1 protein-coding gene is annotated in these 20,011 nt (G+C 77.1%); it reads left to right on the forward strand.

Annotation, left to right across the window (positions count from 1 at the left end; all coding sequences use genetic code 11):
- Nucleotides 1-4: 4 nt before the first annotated feature.
- Nucleotides 5-19,972: a non-ribosomal peptide synthase/polyketide synthase gene (locus tag ACGFSC_RS04580; RefSeq protein WP_359903888.1), complete on the forward strand. Its 19,968-nt coding sequence runs from the start codon at nucleotides 5-7 to the stop codon at nucleotides 19,970-19,972.
- The last annotated feature ends 39 nt before the right edge of the window (nucleotides 19,973-20,011 follow it).

The following is a 20,011-nucleotide window of genomic DNA, read 5'->3' on the forward strand; positions in this document are numbered from 1 at the left end:
GACCATGACGACTTCGAAGCGAGACCGCGCCGCCGCCCTGCCCGCCGACCTGCGCGAGGCCCTGCGCCGGCGGCTGGCCGGCCGGGCCGGCACCGCGCAGGCCGCCGCCGACCGGGCCATCCCGCGCGCCGACCGCAGCCGGCCGCTGCCGCCCTCCTTCGTCCAGCAGCGGCTCTGGTTCCTGGACCGGCTGCGCCCCGGCGACCCGCGCTACAACAGCGCCGTCGCCCTGCGGTTCACCGGCGCGCTGGACCGCGCGGCCCTCGCCGCGGCGCTGACCGCCGTGGTGGCGCGCCACGAGGCGCTGCGCACCACCTTCGCGGAGAGCGACGGCCGGCCGGTGCAGACCGTCCTGCCGGCCGGGCCGGTCGACCTGCCGGTCCGCACACCGGCCGACGGCGAGAGCCTGGACGCCGTCCTGCTCCAGGAGTACTCCCGGCCCTTCGACCTCGCCCGCGGGCCGCTGCTGCGCGCCCTGCTGGTGGCCGAGTCGCCGCACGCCCACGTGCTGCAGCTGACCGCCCACCACATCGTCACCGACGGCTGGTCCATGGGCGTCGTCCTGGACGAACTGTGCACCGCCTACGACGCCCTGGCCCGCGGCGCCGAACCCGGGCTGCCCGAGGTCGCCGCCCAGTACCCCGACTTCGCGGTGTGGCAGCGCGAGCAGCTCTCCGGCGACCGGCTGGAGAAGCAACTCGCCCACTGGAAGGAGAAGCTGGCCGGCGCGGTGCCGCCGGACCTGCCGCTGGACCACCCCCGGCGCGGCGAGGAGGCCGGCCCCGGCGCCCTGCACACCTTCACCGTCCCCGCGCCGCTCACCGCCCGGCTGCGCGAACTCGCCGCCGAACGGCAGGGCACCCTCAACACCGCGCTGGTGGCCGGCACCCAGGCGCTGCTGGCCCGCTGGTCCGGCCAGGAGGACGTCACCGTCGGCTCCCTGATGGCCGGCCGCACCCGCACCGAGCTGGAACGGGCCGTCGGCTGCTTCGTCAACACGGTGGTCCTGCGCACCCGGGTGGCGCCCGACGCCTCCTTCCGCGAGCTGCTCGCGGCCGCCACCGCCACCGGCAACGACGCCCTCGCCCACGGCGACACGCCGTTCGAGCGGATCGTCGAGGCGGTCGGCGCGCCCCGCGAGGCCGGCCGCAACCCGCTGTTCGACGTGCTGGTGCTGCTGCACCCCGCCCCGGCCGCGGCCGGTGACCCGCACGGACTCGCCACCGCCCCGGTCACCGTGCCCCGGCAGGCCGCCACCTTCGACCTCAGCGTGGAGTTCGTCCCCGACGGCGAGGCGCTCACCGGCGTCCTGGAGTACCGGGCCGACCTCTTCGACGCCCCCACCGCCCGCCGGACGGCCGACCAGCTGCTGCGGCTGCTGGAGGGCGCCGCCGCCGAACCGGACCGCCCGCTCGCCACCCTGCCGCTGCTCTCCGCGCGGGAGACCGAGCGGGTCACCCGGGACTGGAACGCCACCGCGCTGCCCGTCGAAGCCGTGAGCCACCCCGAACTGTTCCGCCGCCGGGCCGCCCTCACCCCGCACGCCCTCGCCCTGGTCGCCGGGGAGGAGCGGCTCGACTACGCGACCCTCGACGCCCGCGCCGAACGGCTCGCCCGCCACCTGATCGCCCGCGGCGCCGGCCCCGAACGGCTGGTCGCGCTGCGGCTGCCGCGCACCGCCGACCTGGTGGTGGCCGTCCTCGCGGTCTGGAAGTCCGGCGCTGGCTACCTGCCGCTGGACCCGGCGCTGCCCGAGGAGCGCGTCCAGTACCTGCTTCAGGACGCCCGCCCGGCCCTGCTGCTGGACGAGGAGACCCTGGGCGCCCTGGCGGACACCGACCCCGGTGACCCGGACACCGGCGACGACACCGGCGCCACCGGCCCGCTCGCCCCGCCGGACCTCTCGACCACCGCGTACGTGCTCTACACCTCCGGCTCCACCGGCCGCCCCAAGGGCGTCACCGTCCCGCACCGCGCCCTGGCCCACCTGCTCGCCGCCCACCGGGCCGGCTTCGTCGCCGACGCCGGCGGCGGGCCGCTGAACGTCGCGCTGACCGCCTCCCTCTCCTTCGACACCTCGCTGGAGGGCCTGCTGCTGCTGGCCGACGGCCACCCGCTGCACCTGGTCGACGAGACCACCCGGATGGACCCGGCCGCCTTGGTCGAGTACGTCGTGCGCCACCGGATCGACTTCCTCGACCTCACCCCCTCCTACCTGCGCCAACTGCTGCCCGCCGGGCTGCTCGACGACCCCCGCCACCGCCCCCGGGTACTGATGCTCGGCGGCGAGGCGGTCGCCCCCCGGCTCTGGCGCGAACTCGCCGCCCGCCCCGGGACGGCCGCCTACAACTACTACGGCCCCACCGAGTGCACCGTCGACGCGCTCGCCTGCCGGATCGACGGCGGGGACCGGCCGCTGGTGGGCCGCCCGCTGCCCAACGTCCGCGCCTACGTCCTGGACGGGCGGCTCCGGCCGGTGCCGCCCGGGGTGAGCGGCGAACTCCACCTGGCCGGCGAACAGGTCGCCCGCGGCTACGCCGGCCGCCCCGGCCTGACCGCCGCCCGCTTCACCGCCGACCCGTACGGGCCGCCCGGCAGCCGGATGTACCGCACCGGCGACCTGGCCCGCTGGACCGCCGACGGGCGCCTGGAGTACCTCGGGCGCGCCGACGACCAGGTCAAGGTGCGCGGCCACCGGATCGAACCCGGCGAGATCGAGGCCGCCCTGCTCGACCTGCCGGAGGTCGCCGCGGCCGCCGTGGTCGCCGTCCCCGACGCCCACGGACAGAACCGGCTGGCCGCCTACCTGGTGTTCGCCGACGGCGCCGTCCGCCCCTTCGCCGAACTGCGCGCCGCCCTGCGCCGGGTGCTGCCCGACCACCTGGTGCCGTCCTCCTTCACCGTGCTCGACGCGCTGCCGCTCGGCACCAGCGGCAAGCTCGACCGCCGCGCCCTGCCCGCCCCCGAGACCGAGGCCCGGGAAGGGGAGTTCGTCGCCCCGCGGACCCCGGAGGAGGAGACCCTCGCCGCCATCTGGGCCGAGGTGCTCGGCGTGCCCAGGGTCGGCGTCACCGACAACTTCTTCGAACTCGGCGGCGACTCGATCCTGAGCATCCAGGCCGTCTCCCGGGCCCGCGCCGAAGGCCTGCGGATCGGCTCCCAGGACGTCTTCCGCCACCAGACCGTCGCCGACCTGGCCGCCGCCGCCCGCACCGCCGGCGCCGGGGCCGCCGTCGAGCGGCACCGGGAGGAGGGGCCCGCCCCGCTCACCCCCGTCCAGGAGTGGTTCTTCGCCGCCCACGGTCCGCTGCGCCACTTCACCATGTCGATGCTGCTCGACCTGCCGCACGACCTGGACGAACCGGCCCTGGAACGGGCACTGACCGTCCTGGTGGCCGCCCACCCCGCGCTGCGCACCCGCTTCACCCGCACCGGGGCCGGCTGGCGCCAGGAACCGGTCGCCGACGCCGCGGGACCGCTGACCGCCCTCGACCCGGGCGCGGACCGGACCGCGGCCGCCGAGGCCGCCCGCGCCGAACTGGACCCGGCCACCGGCGCCCTGCTGCGCGCCGTCCTGTTCCGCCCCGCCGACGGGGAGCGGCCCCAGCTCTTCCTGACCGCCCACCACCTCGCCGTGGACAGCGTCTCCTGGCGGGTGCTGCTCGCCGAGCTGCCCGAGGCCTACCGGCGGGCCGCCGCGGGCGCCACCCCCGAGCCCGCGCCCGAGCCCACCGCGTTCACCGACTGGGCCCACCGGCTCGCCGCACTCGTCCGGGCCGGCGGCCTGGACGCCGACCTGCCGTACTGGAGCGCCGAGACCGCCGCCCCCGCCGAGCCGCTGCCCGTCGACCTGCCCGGCACCCCCACGGCCGGCTCGGTGCGCACCCTGCGCAGCCGGCTCGACCGGGCCACCACCGGGGCGCTGCTGCGCAAGGTCCCCGAGGTCTACCGCACCCAGGTCAACGACGTGCTGCTCAGCGCCCTGGGCCGGGCCCTCGCCGACTGGACCGGCACCGGGCGGGTCACCGTCGCCCTGGAGGGCCACGGCCGCGAGGACCTCTTCGACGACCTCGACCTGTCCCGCACCGTCGGCTGGTTCACCACCCAGTACCCCGTCACCCTCGCCCCGGCCGGCCCCGCCGACGCCCCCGACTGGGCCGCCACCCTCAAGCAGGTCAAGGAGCGGCTGCGGGCCGTGCCCCGCCGCGGCCTGGGCTACGAGGCCCTCGCCCGGCTCGGCTCGCCCGCCGAGGGCGCCGGGGCCCTGAGGGACGTCCCGCTGCCGCAGGTCTGCTTCAACTACCACGGCCAGTGGACCGCCCCCGAGGCCGGCGACTTCGCCCCCGCCGGGCCGGCCCCCGGCCCGGACCTCGCCCCGGACGAGCCGCCGGCCCACCTGCTCGACGTCTCCGCCGTGGTCGCCGACGGCGAACTCGAACTCACCTGGCACTACAGCGACGTGGTCCACGAGGCCGACACCGTCCGGCGGCTGGCCGAGGCCGTGACCACCGCCCTGGGCGCCATCGTCGAGCACTGCGCGAGCCCCGGCGCCGGCGGCCGAACCCCCTCCGACTTCCCGCTCGCCGGGCTCGACCAGGAGACGCTGGACCGGCTGGTCGGCGACGGCCGGGACGTGACGGACCTGCTACCGCTCACCCCGCTCCAGGAGGGCATGCTCTTCCACCGCCTGGTCGGCGGCGAGGACGACGTCTACCTGGACCAGGCCGCCCTGCTGCTGGAGGGCGTCGCCGACCCGCACGCCCTCGCCCTGGCCTGGCAGCGGGTCGCCGACCGCACGCCCGCGCTGCGCACCTCGGTGGTATGGGAGGGCGTCCCCGCCCCGCTCCAGGTGGTGCGCCGGGGCGTCCGGCTGCCGGTGACCCACCTGGACCTGCGGGCCGCCGACCCGGCCGAGCGCGCCGAACGGCTGGCCCGGCTGCGCGCCGAGGACCTCGCCCTCGGCCTGGACATCGCCACCGCCCCGCTCACCCGGCTCACCGTGGTCCGGCTGCCCGAGGCCCGGGTCCAGCTGCTGTGGACCTCCCACCACCTGATCCTGGACGGCTGGAGCCTCGCCCAGGTGCTCACCGACGTGTTCGCCGAGTACGCGGCGCTCACCACCGGCGCGGCGCCCGCCCCGGCGGTGCGCCGGCCCTTCGCCGACTACGTCCACTGGCTCGCCGGGCAGGACGCCGGGGCCGCCCGCGCCCACTGGCGGTCCGTCCTGGACGGCTTCGCCACCGCCACCCCGCTGCCCGCCGACCGGGTGCGGCACGAGGCCCACCGGGCCCGCTCGGCCGGCAGCCACAGCGCCGCCCTGTCCGAGGAGGTCTCCGAGCGGCTCGCCCGCACCGCCCGCCACGCCGGGCTGACCCTGGGCACCGTGGTCCAGGGCGCCTGGGCGCTGCTGCTCTCCCGCTGCAGCGGCGAACCGGACGTACTGTTCGGCACCACCGTCTCCGGCCGGCCCGAGGAACTGCCCGGCGTCGAGTCGATGATCGGCATGTTCATCAACACCCTGCCCACCCGGGTCCGGGTGGACGGCGCCCGCACCGCCGCCCACTGGCTGCGGGAACTCCAGGACGACCAGGCCGAGGCCCGCCGGCACTCGGCGGTCTCGCTCGCCGAACTCACCGGCTACAGCGACGTCCCGTCCGGCAGCGCGCTGTTCGACAGCATCGTCGCCTTCGAGAACTACCCCTTCGACGACGCCCGGGCCGCCGGCACCGGGGTGCGCCTGGCCGAGGTCTCCTCCCGGGATGCCACCAGCTTCCCGCTGGTGCTGCGCGCCTACCAGGGCGGGCAGGTCGGCTTCGACCTCGCCTACGACCCCGGCCTGTTCGACGCGGCGACCGTGCGCGCCCTCGCCGAGCGGCTCTGCCTGCTGCTCACCGAGCTGGCCGCCGGACTGGACCGCCCGCTGCGCGCGCTGGCCTGGACCACCGCCGAGGAGCGGCGCCGGCTGCTGGTCGACTGGAACGGCACCGCGCAGGGCCGGCCCGGGCGCAGCCTGGTCGAGCTCTTCGAGGAGCAGGCCGCCCGCACCCCGGACGCCGAGGCCGTCACCTGCGGCGAGGAGCACGTCGACTACGCCGAGCTGGACGCCCGGGCCGACCGGCTCGCCCACCGGCTGGCCGAGTTCGGCGCCGGCCCCGAGCGGTACGTGGCCCTCGCGCTGCCCCGCACCGCCGAGCTGGTGGTGGCCGTCCTCGCCGTCCTCAAGACCGGCGCGGCCTACCTGCCGCTCGACCCGGGCCTGCCCGCCGAACGCAGAGCCGAACTGCTGCGCGACGCCGCCCCGGTGGCCCTGGTGACCATGGAGGCCCCGGAGAGCCCGGAGACGCGGGAGACCCCGGAGACGCTGGAGGCCCCGGACGGGCCGACCGGCGTCGACGTGCCCGTCCTCGCCCTGGCCGACCCCGGGGTGCACGCCGACCTGGCCCGGCGCCCGGCCGGCCCGCTCGGCCCGCGGGGAGGCCCCGGCCACCGCCCGCTGCCCGACAGCCCCGCCTACGCCATCTACACCTCCGGCTCCACCGGCCGTCCCAAGGGCGTCGTGGTGCCGCACGCCAACGTGGTACGGCTCTTCGAGCGGACCCGGGAGCTGTTCGGCTTCGGCGCCGAGGACGTCTGGACGCTCTTCCACTCCTACACCTTCGACTTCTCGGTCTGGGAGCTGTGGGGCCCGCTGCTGCACGGCGGCCGGCTGGTGGTGGTGCCCGAGGACACCGCCCGCTCCCCGGAGGACTTCCTGCGGCTGCTCGCCGACGAGCGGGTCACCGTCCTCAACCAGACCCCGTCCGCCTTCCACCAGCTGGCCCGCGCCGACGCCCGGCTCCCGGAGGTCTCCGCCCGGCTGGCGCTGCGCACGGTGGTCTTCGGCGGCGAGGCGCTGGACGTCACCCGGCTCGCCGACTGGTACCGGCGCCACCCCGAGGACGCGCCGCGCCTGGTGAACATGTACGGCATCACCGAGACCACCGTGCACGTCACCCACACCGCGCTGGACCTCGCCACCGCCACCGCCGGCGGCCCCGGCCCGATCGGCACCGGCATCGCCGACCTGCGGCTGTACGTGCTCGACGACGACCTGGCCCCGCTGCCCCCGGGCGCGGTCGGCGAACTGTACGTGGCGGGCGAGGGGTTGGCCCGCGGCTACCTCAACCGGCCCGGGCTGACCGCCGGCCGCTTCCTCGCCGACCCGTTCGGCGCCCCCGGCACCCGGATGTACCGCACCGGCGACCGGGCCCGCTGGCAGGCCGACGGCACCCTGCGCTACCTGGGCCGCGCCGACCAGCAGGTCAAGATCCGCGGCTACCGGATCGAACCCGGCGAGATCGAGGCCGCCCTCCAGACCCACCCCGGCGTGGGCCTGGCCACCGTCGGCGTCCACGAGGACGCCGCCGGCACCCGCCGGCTGGTCGCCCACGTCGTCGGCGCGGACCCGCTGCGGCCCCCGGGCGCCGCCGAGCTGCGCGCCCACCTGGAACGGCTGCTGCCCGCCTACCTGGTGCCCGCCGCCTACGTGCCGCTGACCGCCCTGCCGCTCACCCCCAACGGCAAGCTCGACCGGCGCGCCCTGCCGGCGCCCGGACCGGACGGCTACGCCGCCGGCCGCGAGCGCACCGCCCCCCGCACCCCCGCCGAGCGGCTGGTCGCCCGGGCCTGGACGGAGGTCCTGGACGCCGGCCCGATCGGCGCCGAGGACGACTTCTTCGCCCTCGGCGGCGACTCCATCCTCGCCGTACGGGTCACCGCCCGGCTGCGCGCCGCCTTCGGCTCCGCCGACCTCTCGCCCCGGCTGCTGTTCACCCACCCCGTGCTCGCCGACCTCGCCGGGGCGCTCGGCGAGCCGGGCCCGGGCGCCGCGCGGACCGCCGTCCCGGCCGTCGTTCCCGCCGCCGACCCGGGCAGCGAACCGCCGCTCTCCTACGCCCAGCAGCGGCTCTGGTTCCTCGACCGCTTCGAGCCCGGCAGCACCGAGTACACCTCGCTGTCCGTCCTGCGGCTGCGCGGCGCCCTCGACCGGGCCGCGCTCGGCGGCGCCCTGGACGCCCTGGTCGAGCGGCACGAGGCACTGCGGACCACCTACGCCGAACGGGACGGCCGGGCCCGGCAGGTGGTGCGCCCGCCCCACCCCGTCGAACTGCCCCGCGAGGACGTCCCGCCGGCCGACCTGGACGCCCGCCTGGAGCGGATCGCCGCCACCCCCTTCGACCTCGAAGCCGGCCCGGTGCTGCGCGCCCGCCTGCTGCGCACCGCCGCCGACGAGCACGTCCTCGCCCTGGCGGTGCACCACATCGCCACCGACGGCTGGTCGATGGGCGTGCTCGGCCGCGACCTCGGCGAGCTGTACGCCGCCGCCCTCGAAGGCCGCCGCCCGCGGCTGCCCGAGCCGCCCGTCCGGTACACCGACTACGCGGCCTGGCAGCGCACCCGCACCGCCGCCGCCGAGGCCGACCTCGACCACTGGCGCCGGACCCTGGACGGCCTGGCCCCGCTGGAGCTGCCCACCGACCGGCCGCGCCCGGCGGTGCGCACCCGGGAGGGCGCGCTGGTCACCTTCACCCTGCCCGCCGAGCTGACCGCCCGGCTGCGCGAGCGCGGCCGGGCGGCCGACGGCACCCTCTACACCGTCCTGCTGGCCGCCTGCCAGGTGCTGCTGGCCCGCTGGACCGGGCAGACGGACATCGCCGTCGGCACCGTCACCTCTGGCCGCGAACAGGGCGAACTCCACGACGTGGTCGGCATGTTCGTCAACACCCTGGTGCTGCGCGGCGACATCCGCCCCGAGCTGTCCTTCCACGAGCTGCTGACCGCCGCGCAGGCCACCGTCCTGGACGCCATGGCCCACCAGGAGGTGCCCTTCGAACGGCTGGTGGACGTCCTCCAGCCGGAGCGCGACACCAGCCGCACCCCGCTGTTCCAGGTGATGGTGGCGCTGCACAACCTCGGCGCCGAGGCGCCCCGGCTGCCCGGCCTGACGGTGGAACCCCTCACGCCGCCCGTCCGCAACGCCACCTTCGACCTCTCCTTCGACTTCGCCGAGCACGACGGCGGCCTGACCGGCTACCTGGAGTACAGCACCGGGCTCTTCGACGCCCGCACCGCCCGGCAGCTCGCCGACCGGCTGACCACCCTGCTGGCGGCCGCCGCCGACGCGCCCGACACGGCCGTCGGGGCGCTGCCGCTGATGACCGGGCAGGAGCGGGAGCGGGTCCTGCGGCAGGGGCGCGGCGAGCCGCTGCCCGGGCCCGACACCACCTTCACCGCCCTGTTCGAGGAGCAGGCCGCCCGCACCCCGGACGCCACCGCGCTGGTCGCCCGCGACGCCACCCTGGACTTCGCCGCGCTCAACACCCGGGCCAACCGCCTCGCCCGCCACCTGGCCGCCCTCGGCGCCGGCCCCGAGCAGGTGGTCGCCGTCCGGCTGCCGCGCACCTCCGACCTGCTGGTGGCGCTGTTCGCGGTGCTCAAGGCCGGCGCCGTCCTCCAGTTCGTCGACCCGGACCTGCCCGAGGAGCGGGCCGCCCTGCTGCTCGACGACACCCGGCCGCGCACGGTGCTGACCGAGCACACCCTGCGGGAGGTGCCGTGGGAGGCCCTGCCCGGCCACGACCTCACCGACGCCGAACGGACCGCCCCGCTGCTGCCCGGGCACGCCGCCTACCTGATCCACACCTCCGGCTCCACCGGCCGTCCCAAGGGCGTGGTCGTCGAGCACCGCCAGCTGGTCAACCTCTGCCGCGACCACCGGGAGGGGATGCTCGCCCCGCACACCGCCGACGGCAGCCGGCTGAAGGTCGCCCTCAGCGCCTCCCTCTCCTTCGACACCAGCTGGGAGGGCCCGCTGCTGCTGGTCTCCGGCCAGGAACTCCACCTGATCGACGAGGACGTCCGGCTGGACCCGCAGGCCTTCCTCGCCCGGATCGTCGACCAGCGGCTCGACGTCGTCAACGTCACCCCCTCCCTGCTGCGCGAACTCACCACCGCCGGACTGTTCGCCCCCGCCCCCCACCACCCCCGGCTGCTGCAGCTCGGCGGCGAGGCGATCCCCGCCGCCACCTGGCGGGACCTGTGCGCGGCCCAGGCCGAGTACGGCATCAGCACCTACAACCTGTACGGGCCCACCGAGTGCACCGTCGACGCCGCCTACGCCCGCTGCGCGGACCACCCCGGGCGCCCGGTGATCGGCCGGCCGGGCCGCGGCGTCACCGCCCACGTGCTCGACGGCGCGCTGCGCCCGGTGCCGCCGGGGATGCCCGGGGAGCTGTACCTGGCCGGGGAACAGGTCGCCCGCGGCTACCTGAACCGGCCCGGGCTGACCGCCGGCCGCTTCCTCGCCGACCCGTTCGGCGCCCCCGGCACCCGGATGTACCGCACCGGCGACCTGGCCCGCTGGGACGCCGAAGGACAGCTGGAGTTCCTCGGCCGGGCCGACGAGCAGGTCAAGATCCGCGGCTTCCGGATCGAGCCCGGCGAGGTGGAGGCCGCCCTGCTGACCCACCCCGACCTCGCGGACTGCGCCGTCGCCGCCCGCGAACAGGGCGGCCGGACCCTGCTGGTCGGCTACCCGGTGCCGGCCGGCGACCGGGTGCCGCCCGCCGAGGAACTGCGGGCCTGGCTGCGCCGCACCCTGCCCGACCACCTGGTGCCCACCGCGTTCGTCCCGCTGGCCCGCGTCCCGCGCACCGTCAGCGGCAAGACCGACCGGCGGGCCCTGCCCGCCCCGCCCGCCCAGCCGGACCGCACCACCCCGTACGTCGCCCCGCGCCCCGGCACCGAGCAGCGGCTCGCCGCGATCTGGGCCGAGGTGCTGGGCGTGGAACGGGTCGGCGCCCGGGACAACTTCTTCGCCCTCGGCGGCGACTCCATCCTCAGCATCCAGATCGTCTCCCGGGCCCGCGCCGCCGGCCTCGCCCTCACCACCAAGGACGTCTTCCGCTACCAGAACGTCGCCGAACTCGCCCTGTGCGCCGGTGAGTCGTCGGTACGGGCGGAGGCGGACGAGGCCGAGCCCGCCGAGGCGCCGCTCACCCCGATCCAGCACTGGTACCTCGACGGCCGCCGGGAGGGCGAGGCGCTGCGCTTCACCATGACCCAGCGGCTGGCCCTGGCCCCGGGCACCGACCCGGCCGCCCTGCGGACCGCGGTGCTCGCCCTGGCGGAGCACCACCCGGCGCTGCGCACCCGCTTCCGCCGGGGCGGAACCGGCTGGCACCAGGAGGTCCTGGAGCAGGCACCGGACGGGGTCTTCACCCACCACCCGGCCACGGCGGAAGCGCAGGTGCAGCGCGCCGCCGACGAGGCGCAGCGCTCCCTCGACCCGGTCGAGGGCCGGATGCTGCGCGCCCTGTTCTTCGACGACGGCGCCGACCGGGCCGGCCAGCTCGTCCTGACCATCCACCACCTGGCCGTCGACGGCGTCTCCTGGCGCATCCTGCTCGCCGACCTCGAAGCGGCCTACCGCGCCGCCCGCACCGGCGCACCCGTCCGGCTGCCCGAGCCGGGCACCTCCTGCACCCGCTGGGCCGCCCGGCTGGAGCGGCACACCCGCTCCGGCGCCCTGGACGGCGACAGCGCGTACTGGACCCGCACCGGCGAGGCCCCGGCCGGGCTGCCCGAGGGGCGGCCCGGCCCCAACACCCACGGCACCGCCGCCACCGTCACCGTCACCCTGGACGAGCGGACCACCGAGGCGCTGCTGCGGCACGTCCCGGAGGTCTACCGCACCCAGGTCAACGACGTCCTGCTCAGCGCGCTGGGCCGCACCCTGGCCCGCTGGTGCGGCCGCGACTGCGTACTGATCGGGGTGGAGGGCCACGGCCGCGAGGACCTCTTCGCCGACCAGGACCTCTCCCGGACGGTCGGCTGGTTCACCGCCGAGTTCCCGCTCGCCCTGCACGTCGACCCCGGGGCCGGCTGGCACGACACCCTGCGCTCGGTCAAGGAGCAGCTGCGCGCCGTCCCGCTGCGCGGACTCAGCCACGGCGCCCTGCGCCACCTGCACCCGTCCGCCCTGCCGGCCGACGCGGCCGCGCCGCTGATCGGCTTCAACTACCACGGCCAGTGGGACAGCCGCAGCGCCGCCGCCGACGGGCTGCTGCGCGGCTCGCTGCCCCCGGCCGGACGGGACACCGACCCCGACGAGCCCCGCCCCCACCTGCTGGACGTCATCGGGGCGGTCCAGGACGGCCGGCTCGAACTGGGCTGGACCTACCCCGCGGCCCGCTACGACGAGGCCACCGTCCGCGCCCTCGCCGAGCAGACCCTCCAGGCGCTGCGCGAGCTGGCCGAGCACTGCGCGAGCCCCGGCGCCGGCGGCCGCACCCCGTCCGACTTCCCGCTGGCCGGCCTCGACCAGGAGCGGCTGGACACCCTGGTCGGCGACGGCCGCGACACCGAGGACGTGCTGCCGCTCACCCCCCTGCAGTCCGGCATGCTCTTCCACGGCCTGGTCGACGAGGACGGCGCCTACGTGGACCGGATCGCCGTACGGCTGGCCGGCGTCGCCGACCCGGCGGCCTTCGCCGCGGCCTGGCAGCAGGTCGCCGACCGCACCCCGGCGCTGCGCACCTCCGTGCACTGGCGCGGCCTGCCGCACCCCGTCCAGCTGGTCGCGCGCCGAGCCGCCCTGCCCGTCCGCCACCTGGACTGGCGCGCGCTGACGGCCGAACAGCGCGCCCAGGGGACCGAACGGCTGCTCGCCGAGGAGCGGGCCGCCGGGCTGGACCTGGGCACCGCGCCGCTCAGCCGGCTGGCCCTGGCCGCGCTGCCCGGCGAGGAGGTGCTGCTGCTCTGGTCCACCCACCACGTGATCCTGGACGGCTGGAGCACCGGACAGCTGCTCACCGAGGTGTGCGAGGAGTACGCGGCGCTCACCGGCGGACCGCAGGCGCCCCGCCCGGTCCGGCGCCCGTTCGCGGACTTCCTGGCCTGGCTGCGCGAGCAGGACGAACAGGCCGCCGAGGACCACTGGAGCGGCGCCCTGGCCGGGTTCACCGAACGGACCGCGCTGCCCTACGACCGCCGGCCCGCCGGAGCGCACCGGGCCCGGGCCACCGCCGCCGTCCACCGCGCCCTCGACGAGGCGCTCTCCGCCCGGCTGCGGGAGAACGCCGCCGCCGCCGGACTGACCGTCAACACCGTGGTCGAGGGGGCCTGGGCGCTGCTGCTGGCCCGCTACGGCGGCACCGCGGACGTCGTCTTCGGCACCACCGTCTCCGGGCGGCCGGCCGAACTGCCCGGCGTCGAGACGATGATCGGCCTGTTCATCAACACCGTGCCGGCCCGGGTCCGGCCGCCCGCGACCGGCGGCGTGCTGCCCTGGCTGCGGGACCTCCAGGACCGGCAGAGCGACGGCCGCCGCCACGACCACCTGGCGCTGCCCCGGATCCAGGCGCTGAGCGAACTGCCCGCCGGGGAACCGCTGTTCGACAGCATGCTGGTGTTCGAGAACTACCCCGTCGACGAGTCGGCCGCGGACCGCACCGGCGTGCGGGTGGTCGAGGTGCGCGCCGACGACGCCACCACCTTCCCCTGGTGCCTGCGCGCCCACCTCAGCGGGCAGCTCGCCTTCGACCTGGCCTACGACCCCGCCCTGTTCGACGACGGCACCGTCCGGGACGCCGCCGACCGCCTCGCCCTGCTGCTGACCGCCCTCGCCGACGGCCTGGACGGCGACCTCGCCGCGCTGGACCCGCTCACCGCGGCCGACCGCGAACTGCTGGCCGCCTGGCACGCCACCGCCCGCCCGCCGGTGCCGCGCAGCCCGCTGGGGATCTTCGCCGAGCAGGCCCGCCGCACCCCCGACGCCCCCGCCGTGCGCGACGGCGAGCGGGAACTGACGTACCGCGGGCTCGACGACTGGTCCGACCGGCTGGCCGCCCGGCTGCTCGCCGACGGCCTGGCCCCCGAGGACCGGGTGGCGCTGGCGATGGACCGCGGCACCGAACTCGTCGTCGCCCAACTGGCCGTCCTCAAGGCGGGCGGCGCCTACCTGCCCGTCGACCTTCGCGCCCCCGAGGAGCGCCGCCGCGCCCTGCTCGACCGGGCCGGCGCCGCCCACCGGCTGACCGCCGAACAGGTCGCCGCCGCACGGACCGGTGAGGCCGCCCCGCACCTTCCGCCCGCCGACCCCGACCGGCTGGCGTACGTGATGTACACCTCCGGCTCCACCGGCGAACCCAAGGCCGTCGCCGTCCGGCACCGCGACGTGGCCTCGCTCGCCACCGACAGCCGCTTCACCGACGGCAGCTGCGCCCGGGTGCTGCTGCACTCGCCGGTCGCCTTCGACGCCGCCACCTTCGAGGCGTGGGCGCCTCTGCTGAACGGCGGCTGCGTGCTCGTCGCCCCCGCCGGCCCGGTGGACGCCGCACTGCTGCGCCGCCTCGCCGGACCGGACGGACCGACGGCGCTGTGGCTCACCGCCGGACTGTTCCGGCTGCTCGCCCAGGACGCGCCGGACTGCTTCACCGGCCTGCGGGCCCTGTGGACCGGCGGCGACGTGGTGCCCGCCGCCGCCGTGCGCCGCGTCCTGGCGGCCTGCCCCGGACTGACCGTCACGGACGGCTACGGCCCCACCGAGACCACCACCTTCGCCACCGCCCACGCCCTCCCGGACGCCGCGGCCGTACCCGACACCGTCCCGATCGGCCGCCCGCTGGACGACCGGCGGGTGCACGTCCTGGACGGCCGGCTGCGGCCCGTCCCGCCGGGCTGCGCGGGCGAGCTCTACCTGGCCGGCGAGGGCCTGGCCCGCGGCTACCTCGGCCGCCCCGGCGCCACCGCCGCCCGCTTCCTCGCCGACCCCTCCGGCCCGCCCGGTGCCCGGATGTACCGCACCGGGGACCTCGCCCGGCGCCGCCCCGACGGCACCGTCGAGTTCCTCGGCCGCGCCGACGACCAGGTGAAGATCCGCGGCTTCCGGGTCGAGCCCGGCGAGGTGGAGGCCGCCCTCGCCGCCCACCCGAAGGTCACCGACGTCGCCGTGGTCGTCCGGGAGGACCGGCCCGGCGCCCGCCGGCTGGTCGCCTACCCGGTAGGCGCCGTCGACCCCGAGGAACTGCGGGCCTTCGCCGCCCGCACCCTGCCCGACTACCTCGTCCCGGCCGCCGTCGTCCCGCTCCCCGCCCTCCCGCTGAGCCGCAACGGCAAGGTCGACCGCGCCGCCCTCCCGGCGCCCGAGGAGCGGCCCGGCCACGGGCGCCGCGCCCGCGTCGAACCGCGCACCGCCGCCGAACACCGCACCGCCGAGGTCTTCGCCGAGGTCCTCGGCATCCGCCCGCCCGGCACGGACGAGGACTTCTTCGCACTGGGCGGCGACTCCATCCTCAGCATCCGGCTCGCCGCCCGCCTCGCCGAGGCCTTCGGCGCCGACCTCGGCCCCCGCGCGGTCTTCGACCACCCCACCCCGGCCGGCCTGGCCCGGCTGCTCACCGAGGCGTCCGGCACCCCGGCCCGCCCGCCCGTCGTCCCGGTGCCCCGCACGGGCGCGGCCCCGATGTCCCACGCCCAGCAACGCCTCTGGTTCCTGGAGGAGTTCACCCCCGGCGTCGCCGAGAACGTCGCGCTCGCGCTGCGGCTGCGCGGCACCCTCGACCCCGGCGCCCTCGGCGCGGCCCTGGACGCCCTGACGGCCCGGCACGAGTCGCTGCGCACCACCTTCGACAGCGTCGACGGCCACGGCGTCCAACTGGTCAACCCGCCGCACGTCGTCCCGCTGCCGCTGCACGACCTCTCCGGCCGGCCCGCCGACGAACGGCCGCAGGCCCTGCGCGACCTGCTCGCCGCCGAACGCGCCCGCCCCTTCGACCTGCGCCGCGGACCCCTGCTGCGCGCCACCCTGGCCCGGCTGGCCGACCACGAACACGTGCTGGCGCTGACCCTGCACCACATGGTCACCGACGGCTGGTCCACCGGCGTGCTGCTCACCGACCTCGCCCACCTCTACCGTGCCGAACTCGACTCCACGGAAGCCGAGTTGGCGCCACTGCCGGTGCAGTACGCCGACTACGCCCACTGGCAGCGCACCGAAGGGGCCCCCAGCGGGGAACAGCTCGCGTACTGGAAGCGCCAACTGACCGGCGTGGTACCGCCGCGGCTGCCCACCGACCGGCCCCGGCCCGCGGTGCGCACCGCCAACGCCGCCAACGCCGCCACCGTCCGCCTGGAACTGCCCGCCGACACCGCCCGCCGGCTGGCCGAGGTCGGCCGGGAGCGCGGCGCCACCCTGTTCACCACCCTGGTCGCCGCGTCCCAGGCCTACCTGGCCCGGCTCTGCGGGGACACCGACATCACCGTCGGCACCATCACCTCCGGCCGGCACCGGCCCGAGATCCAGCAGCTGGTCGGATTCTTCGTCAACACCCTGGTGCTGCGCTCCCGGGTGGAACCCGGCCAGTCCTTCGACGCCCTCCTCGGCGAGGTGCGGCAGACCGTCCTGGACGCCTTCGCCCACCAGGACGTGCCCTTCGAGAAGGTGGTCGACGAGGTCCAGCCGGTGCGCGACACCAGCCGCAGCCCGCTCTTCCAGGTCCACGTGGTGCTCCAGAACGCGCCGTCCGCCGAACCCGACCTGCCGGGCCTCGACGTGACCGGCATCGAGCCCGACGCCGTACGGACGGCCTTCGAACTGGTGCTGGAGTTCGTCGAGACCGGGAGCGGCGCGCTGCACGGCCTGCTCACCTACAACACCGACCTGTTCGACCCGGCCACCGTCGAGCGGATGGCCGGCCAGCTCGCCACCCTGCTGACCGCCGTCGCCCAGGACCCGGCCCGCGCCGTCGGCGCGCTGCCGCTGGCCGGACCGGACACGCCGCCCGCCGAGACCGGCGGCACCTTCCGCCCGGTGCCCGAAGCCACCCTGCCCGAGCTGTTCGAGCGCCGGGCCGCCGCCACCCCCGACGCACCCGCCCTGCTCGACGGCGAGCGCGAACTCGGCTACGCCGAACTGGACCGGGCCGCCAACCGGCTGGCCCACCACCTCATCCGGCGCGGCGTCGGGCCCGAGCGGCTGGTCGCCCTCGCACTGCCCCGCTCGGCGGCCATGGTGGTCGCCCAGCTCGCCGTCGCCAAGGCCGGCGGCGCCTTCCTCCCGGTCGACCCGGACTACCCGGCGCCCCGGCGCGCGTTCATGATCCGCGACGCCGCCGCCCACCTGGTGCTCGACGACCCGGACGGGGTCTGGACCGCCGAAGGCCCGGACACCGCCCCCACCGACGCCGACCGCACCACCGCCCTCACCCCCGCCCACCCGGCCTACGTCATCTACACCTCCGGCTCCACCGGCACCCCCAAGGGCGTCCTGGTGACCCACGCCGGCCTCGCCGTCTTCGCGGCCGCCGCCGCCGAGCAGTACGCCGTCGGCCCCGGCGACCGGGTACTCCAGTTCGCCTCGCCCAGCTTCGACGCCTCCGTGCTGGAACTGTGCATCTCCCTGCTCTCCGGGGCCGCCCTGGTCACCGGCGAGGAAGGACCGCTGGTCGGCGAACGGCTCGCCGAGGTCCTCGCCGCCCGCCGGATCAGCCACACCCTGATCCCCCCGGCGGCCCTGGCCACCGTGGAACCCGCGACCGCTGCCGCCCTGCCCGACCTGCGCACCCTGGTGGTCGGCGCCGAGGCCTGCCCGGCCGACCTGGTCGACACCTGGGCCCCCGGCCGACGGATGATCAACTCCTACGGCCCCACCGAGGCCACCGTCGTCGCCAGCTGGACCGGCCCGCTCACCCCCGGCACCGGCACCCCCGCGATCGGCCGGCCCAGCGGCGCCACCCGCGCGTACGTCCTGGACACCGCCCTGCGGCCGGTGCCGCCCGGCGTCACCGGGGAGCTCCACCTGGCCGGCCCCGGCCTCGCCCGCGGCTACCTCGGCCGCCCCGGCCTCACCGCCCAGCGCTTCCTGCCCGACCCGTACGGCGCCCCCGGCGACCGGATGTACCGCACCGGGGACCTCGCCCGCCGCGACGCCGACGGCCAACTCCGGTTCGCCGGCCGCGCCGACGAACAGATCAAGCTGCGCGGCTTCCGCATCGAACCCGGGGAGATCGAGAGCGCCCTGCGCCGCAGCCCCCTGGTGCGCGACGCCGTCGTCACCGTCCGCGCCGACGGCCCCGGCGGCGGACGGCTCGTCGGCTACGTCGTCCCGACCGACGCCACCGCGGGCGCGCCAGCCCTCGAACTCCGGCTCCACCTGGCCGAAACCCTGCCTCCCCACCTGGTCCCCGCGGCCTTCGTCCCGCTGGCCGCCCTGCCGCTCACCCCCAACGGCAAACTCGACCGCCGGGCCCTGCCCGACCCCGGGCCCGCCCACGCCACCGCCGGCCCGGGCCGGGCGCCGGAGACCGACCTCGAACGCCGGATCGCCCGGATCTGGGCCGACGTCCTCGGCCTCGACGAGGTCGGCGCCGACGACAACTTCTTCCTGCTCGGCGGCGACTCCATCCTCAGCATGCAGGTGGTGTCCCGGCTGCGCCGCGACGGCCTCCACCTGGCCACCCGGGACCTGTTCAGCCACCAGACCGTGGCCGAACTCGCCACCGTCGTGCGCACCGCCACCGAACGCGCGGACGACGGCCCGGTGACCGGCGGCCTGCCGCTCACCCCCATCCAGGAGTGGTTCCTGACCACCCCGCGCGCCGCCCACCACCACTTCAACCAGTCCACCCTGCTCGAACTCGGCGCCGACCCCGACCCGACGGCGCTGCGCGCCGCCCTCGACGCCCTGCTGGAACACCACGACGCGCTGCGCATGCGCTTCACCCGCGACGAGGCCGGCTGGCACCAGTTCAACCCGCCGCCCGCCCCCGCCGAGGACCTCCTGATCCGCTACGACCTGACCGGGCAGAGCGCCGAGGCCGCCGACGCGGCCATGGCCAAGGCCGCCGACGAACTCCACGCCGGCTTCGACCTGGCCCACGGCCCGCTGCTGCGCGCCGCCCTGTTCACCGGCCACCCGGAGCACCCCGCCCTGCTGCTCCTGGTCGCCCACCACCTGGTCGTCGACGCCGTCTCCTGGCGGGTGCTGCGCGACGACCTGGAGAGCGCCCACCGGCAGGCCGTCCGCGGCGGGGCGATCACCCTGGGGGAGCGCGGCACCTCCTTCCGGGACTGGGCGCACCGGCTCGCCGGCCACGTCGCCGACGGCGGCCTGGACCACGAACTCCCGTACTGGGAGGAGGCGGTGAGCGCCCGGACGGCCCTGCCCGGCGGCCCGGCCGACCCGGGCGGCGCCGCGAGTGACGACACCGCCGACGACGATGTCGCGAGCGACGGCGCCGAGAGCGTCGCGGTCACCGTCGAACTCGACGAGGCGGACACCGAGTCACTGCTGCGCGCCGCCCCCGCCGCCTACCGCACCCGGGTCAACGACGTGCTGCTCGCCGCGCTCGCCCTCGCCCTGGCCCGCTGGAGCGGACAGCAGCGGATCGCCCTGGACCTGGAGGGACACGGCCGGGAGGACCTGCTGGAGGGCGTCGACCTGTCCCGCACGGTCGGCTGGTTCACCACCGTCCACCCCGTCGCCTTCCACGTCCCCGACCCCGACCGGCCCGATCCGGACCGCGACTGGCGCGCCCTGGTGAAGTCCGTGCGCCGGCAGCTGCGCGCGGTGCCCGGCAACGGCCTGGGCTTCGGCGCCCTGCGCACCTTCGGCACCCCCGAGGTCCGCGAGCGCCTCGCCGCCGGCGGGCACGGCCAGGTCGTCTTCAACTACCTCGGCCAGTGGGACGCCCGGCCCGAGACCGCCGGCGACGGCCTGGTCCGCGCCGAACTCGGCTCCTTCGGCCAGGACCACGACCCCCGGGACGGCGGCTCCCACCCGTTGGAGGTGGTCGGCGCGGCCCAGCACGGCCGCCTCGCCTTCACCTGGCACCACCGGCCCGCCGTGCACGACACCGGGGCCGTCCGCCGGGCGGCCGAGGACTTCGCCGCCGCCCTGCGGCAGATCGCCCGGCACGCCCGGGAAAGCCACTGACCGCACACCACCACCGACACCCGTTCGTCCGACGACAGA

The sequence above is a fragment of the Kitasatospora sp. NPDC048715 genome, assembly GCF_043198905.1.
Taxonomy (GTDB): domain Bacteria; phylum Actinomycetota; class Actinomycetes; order Streptomycetales; family Streptomycetaceae; genus Kitasatospora; species Kitasatospora lactacystinica.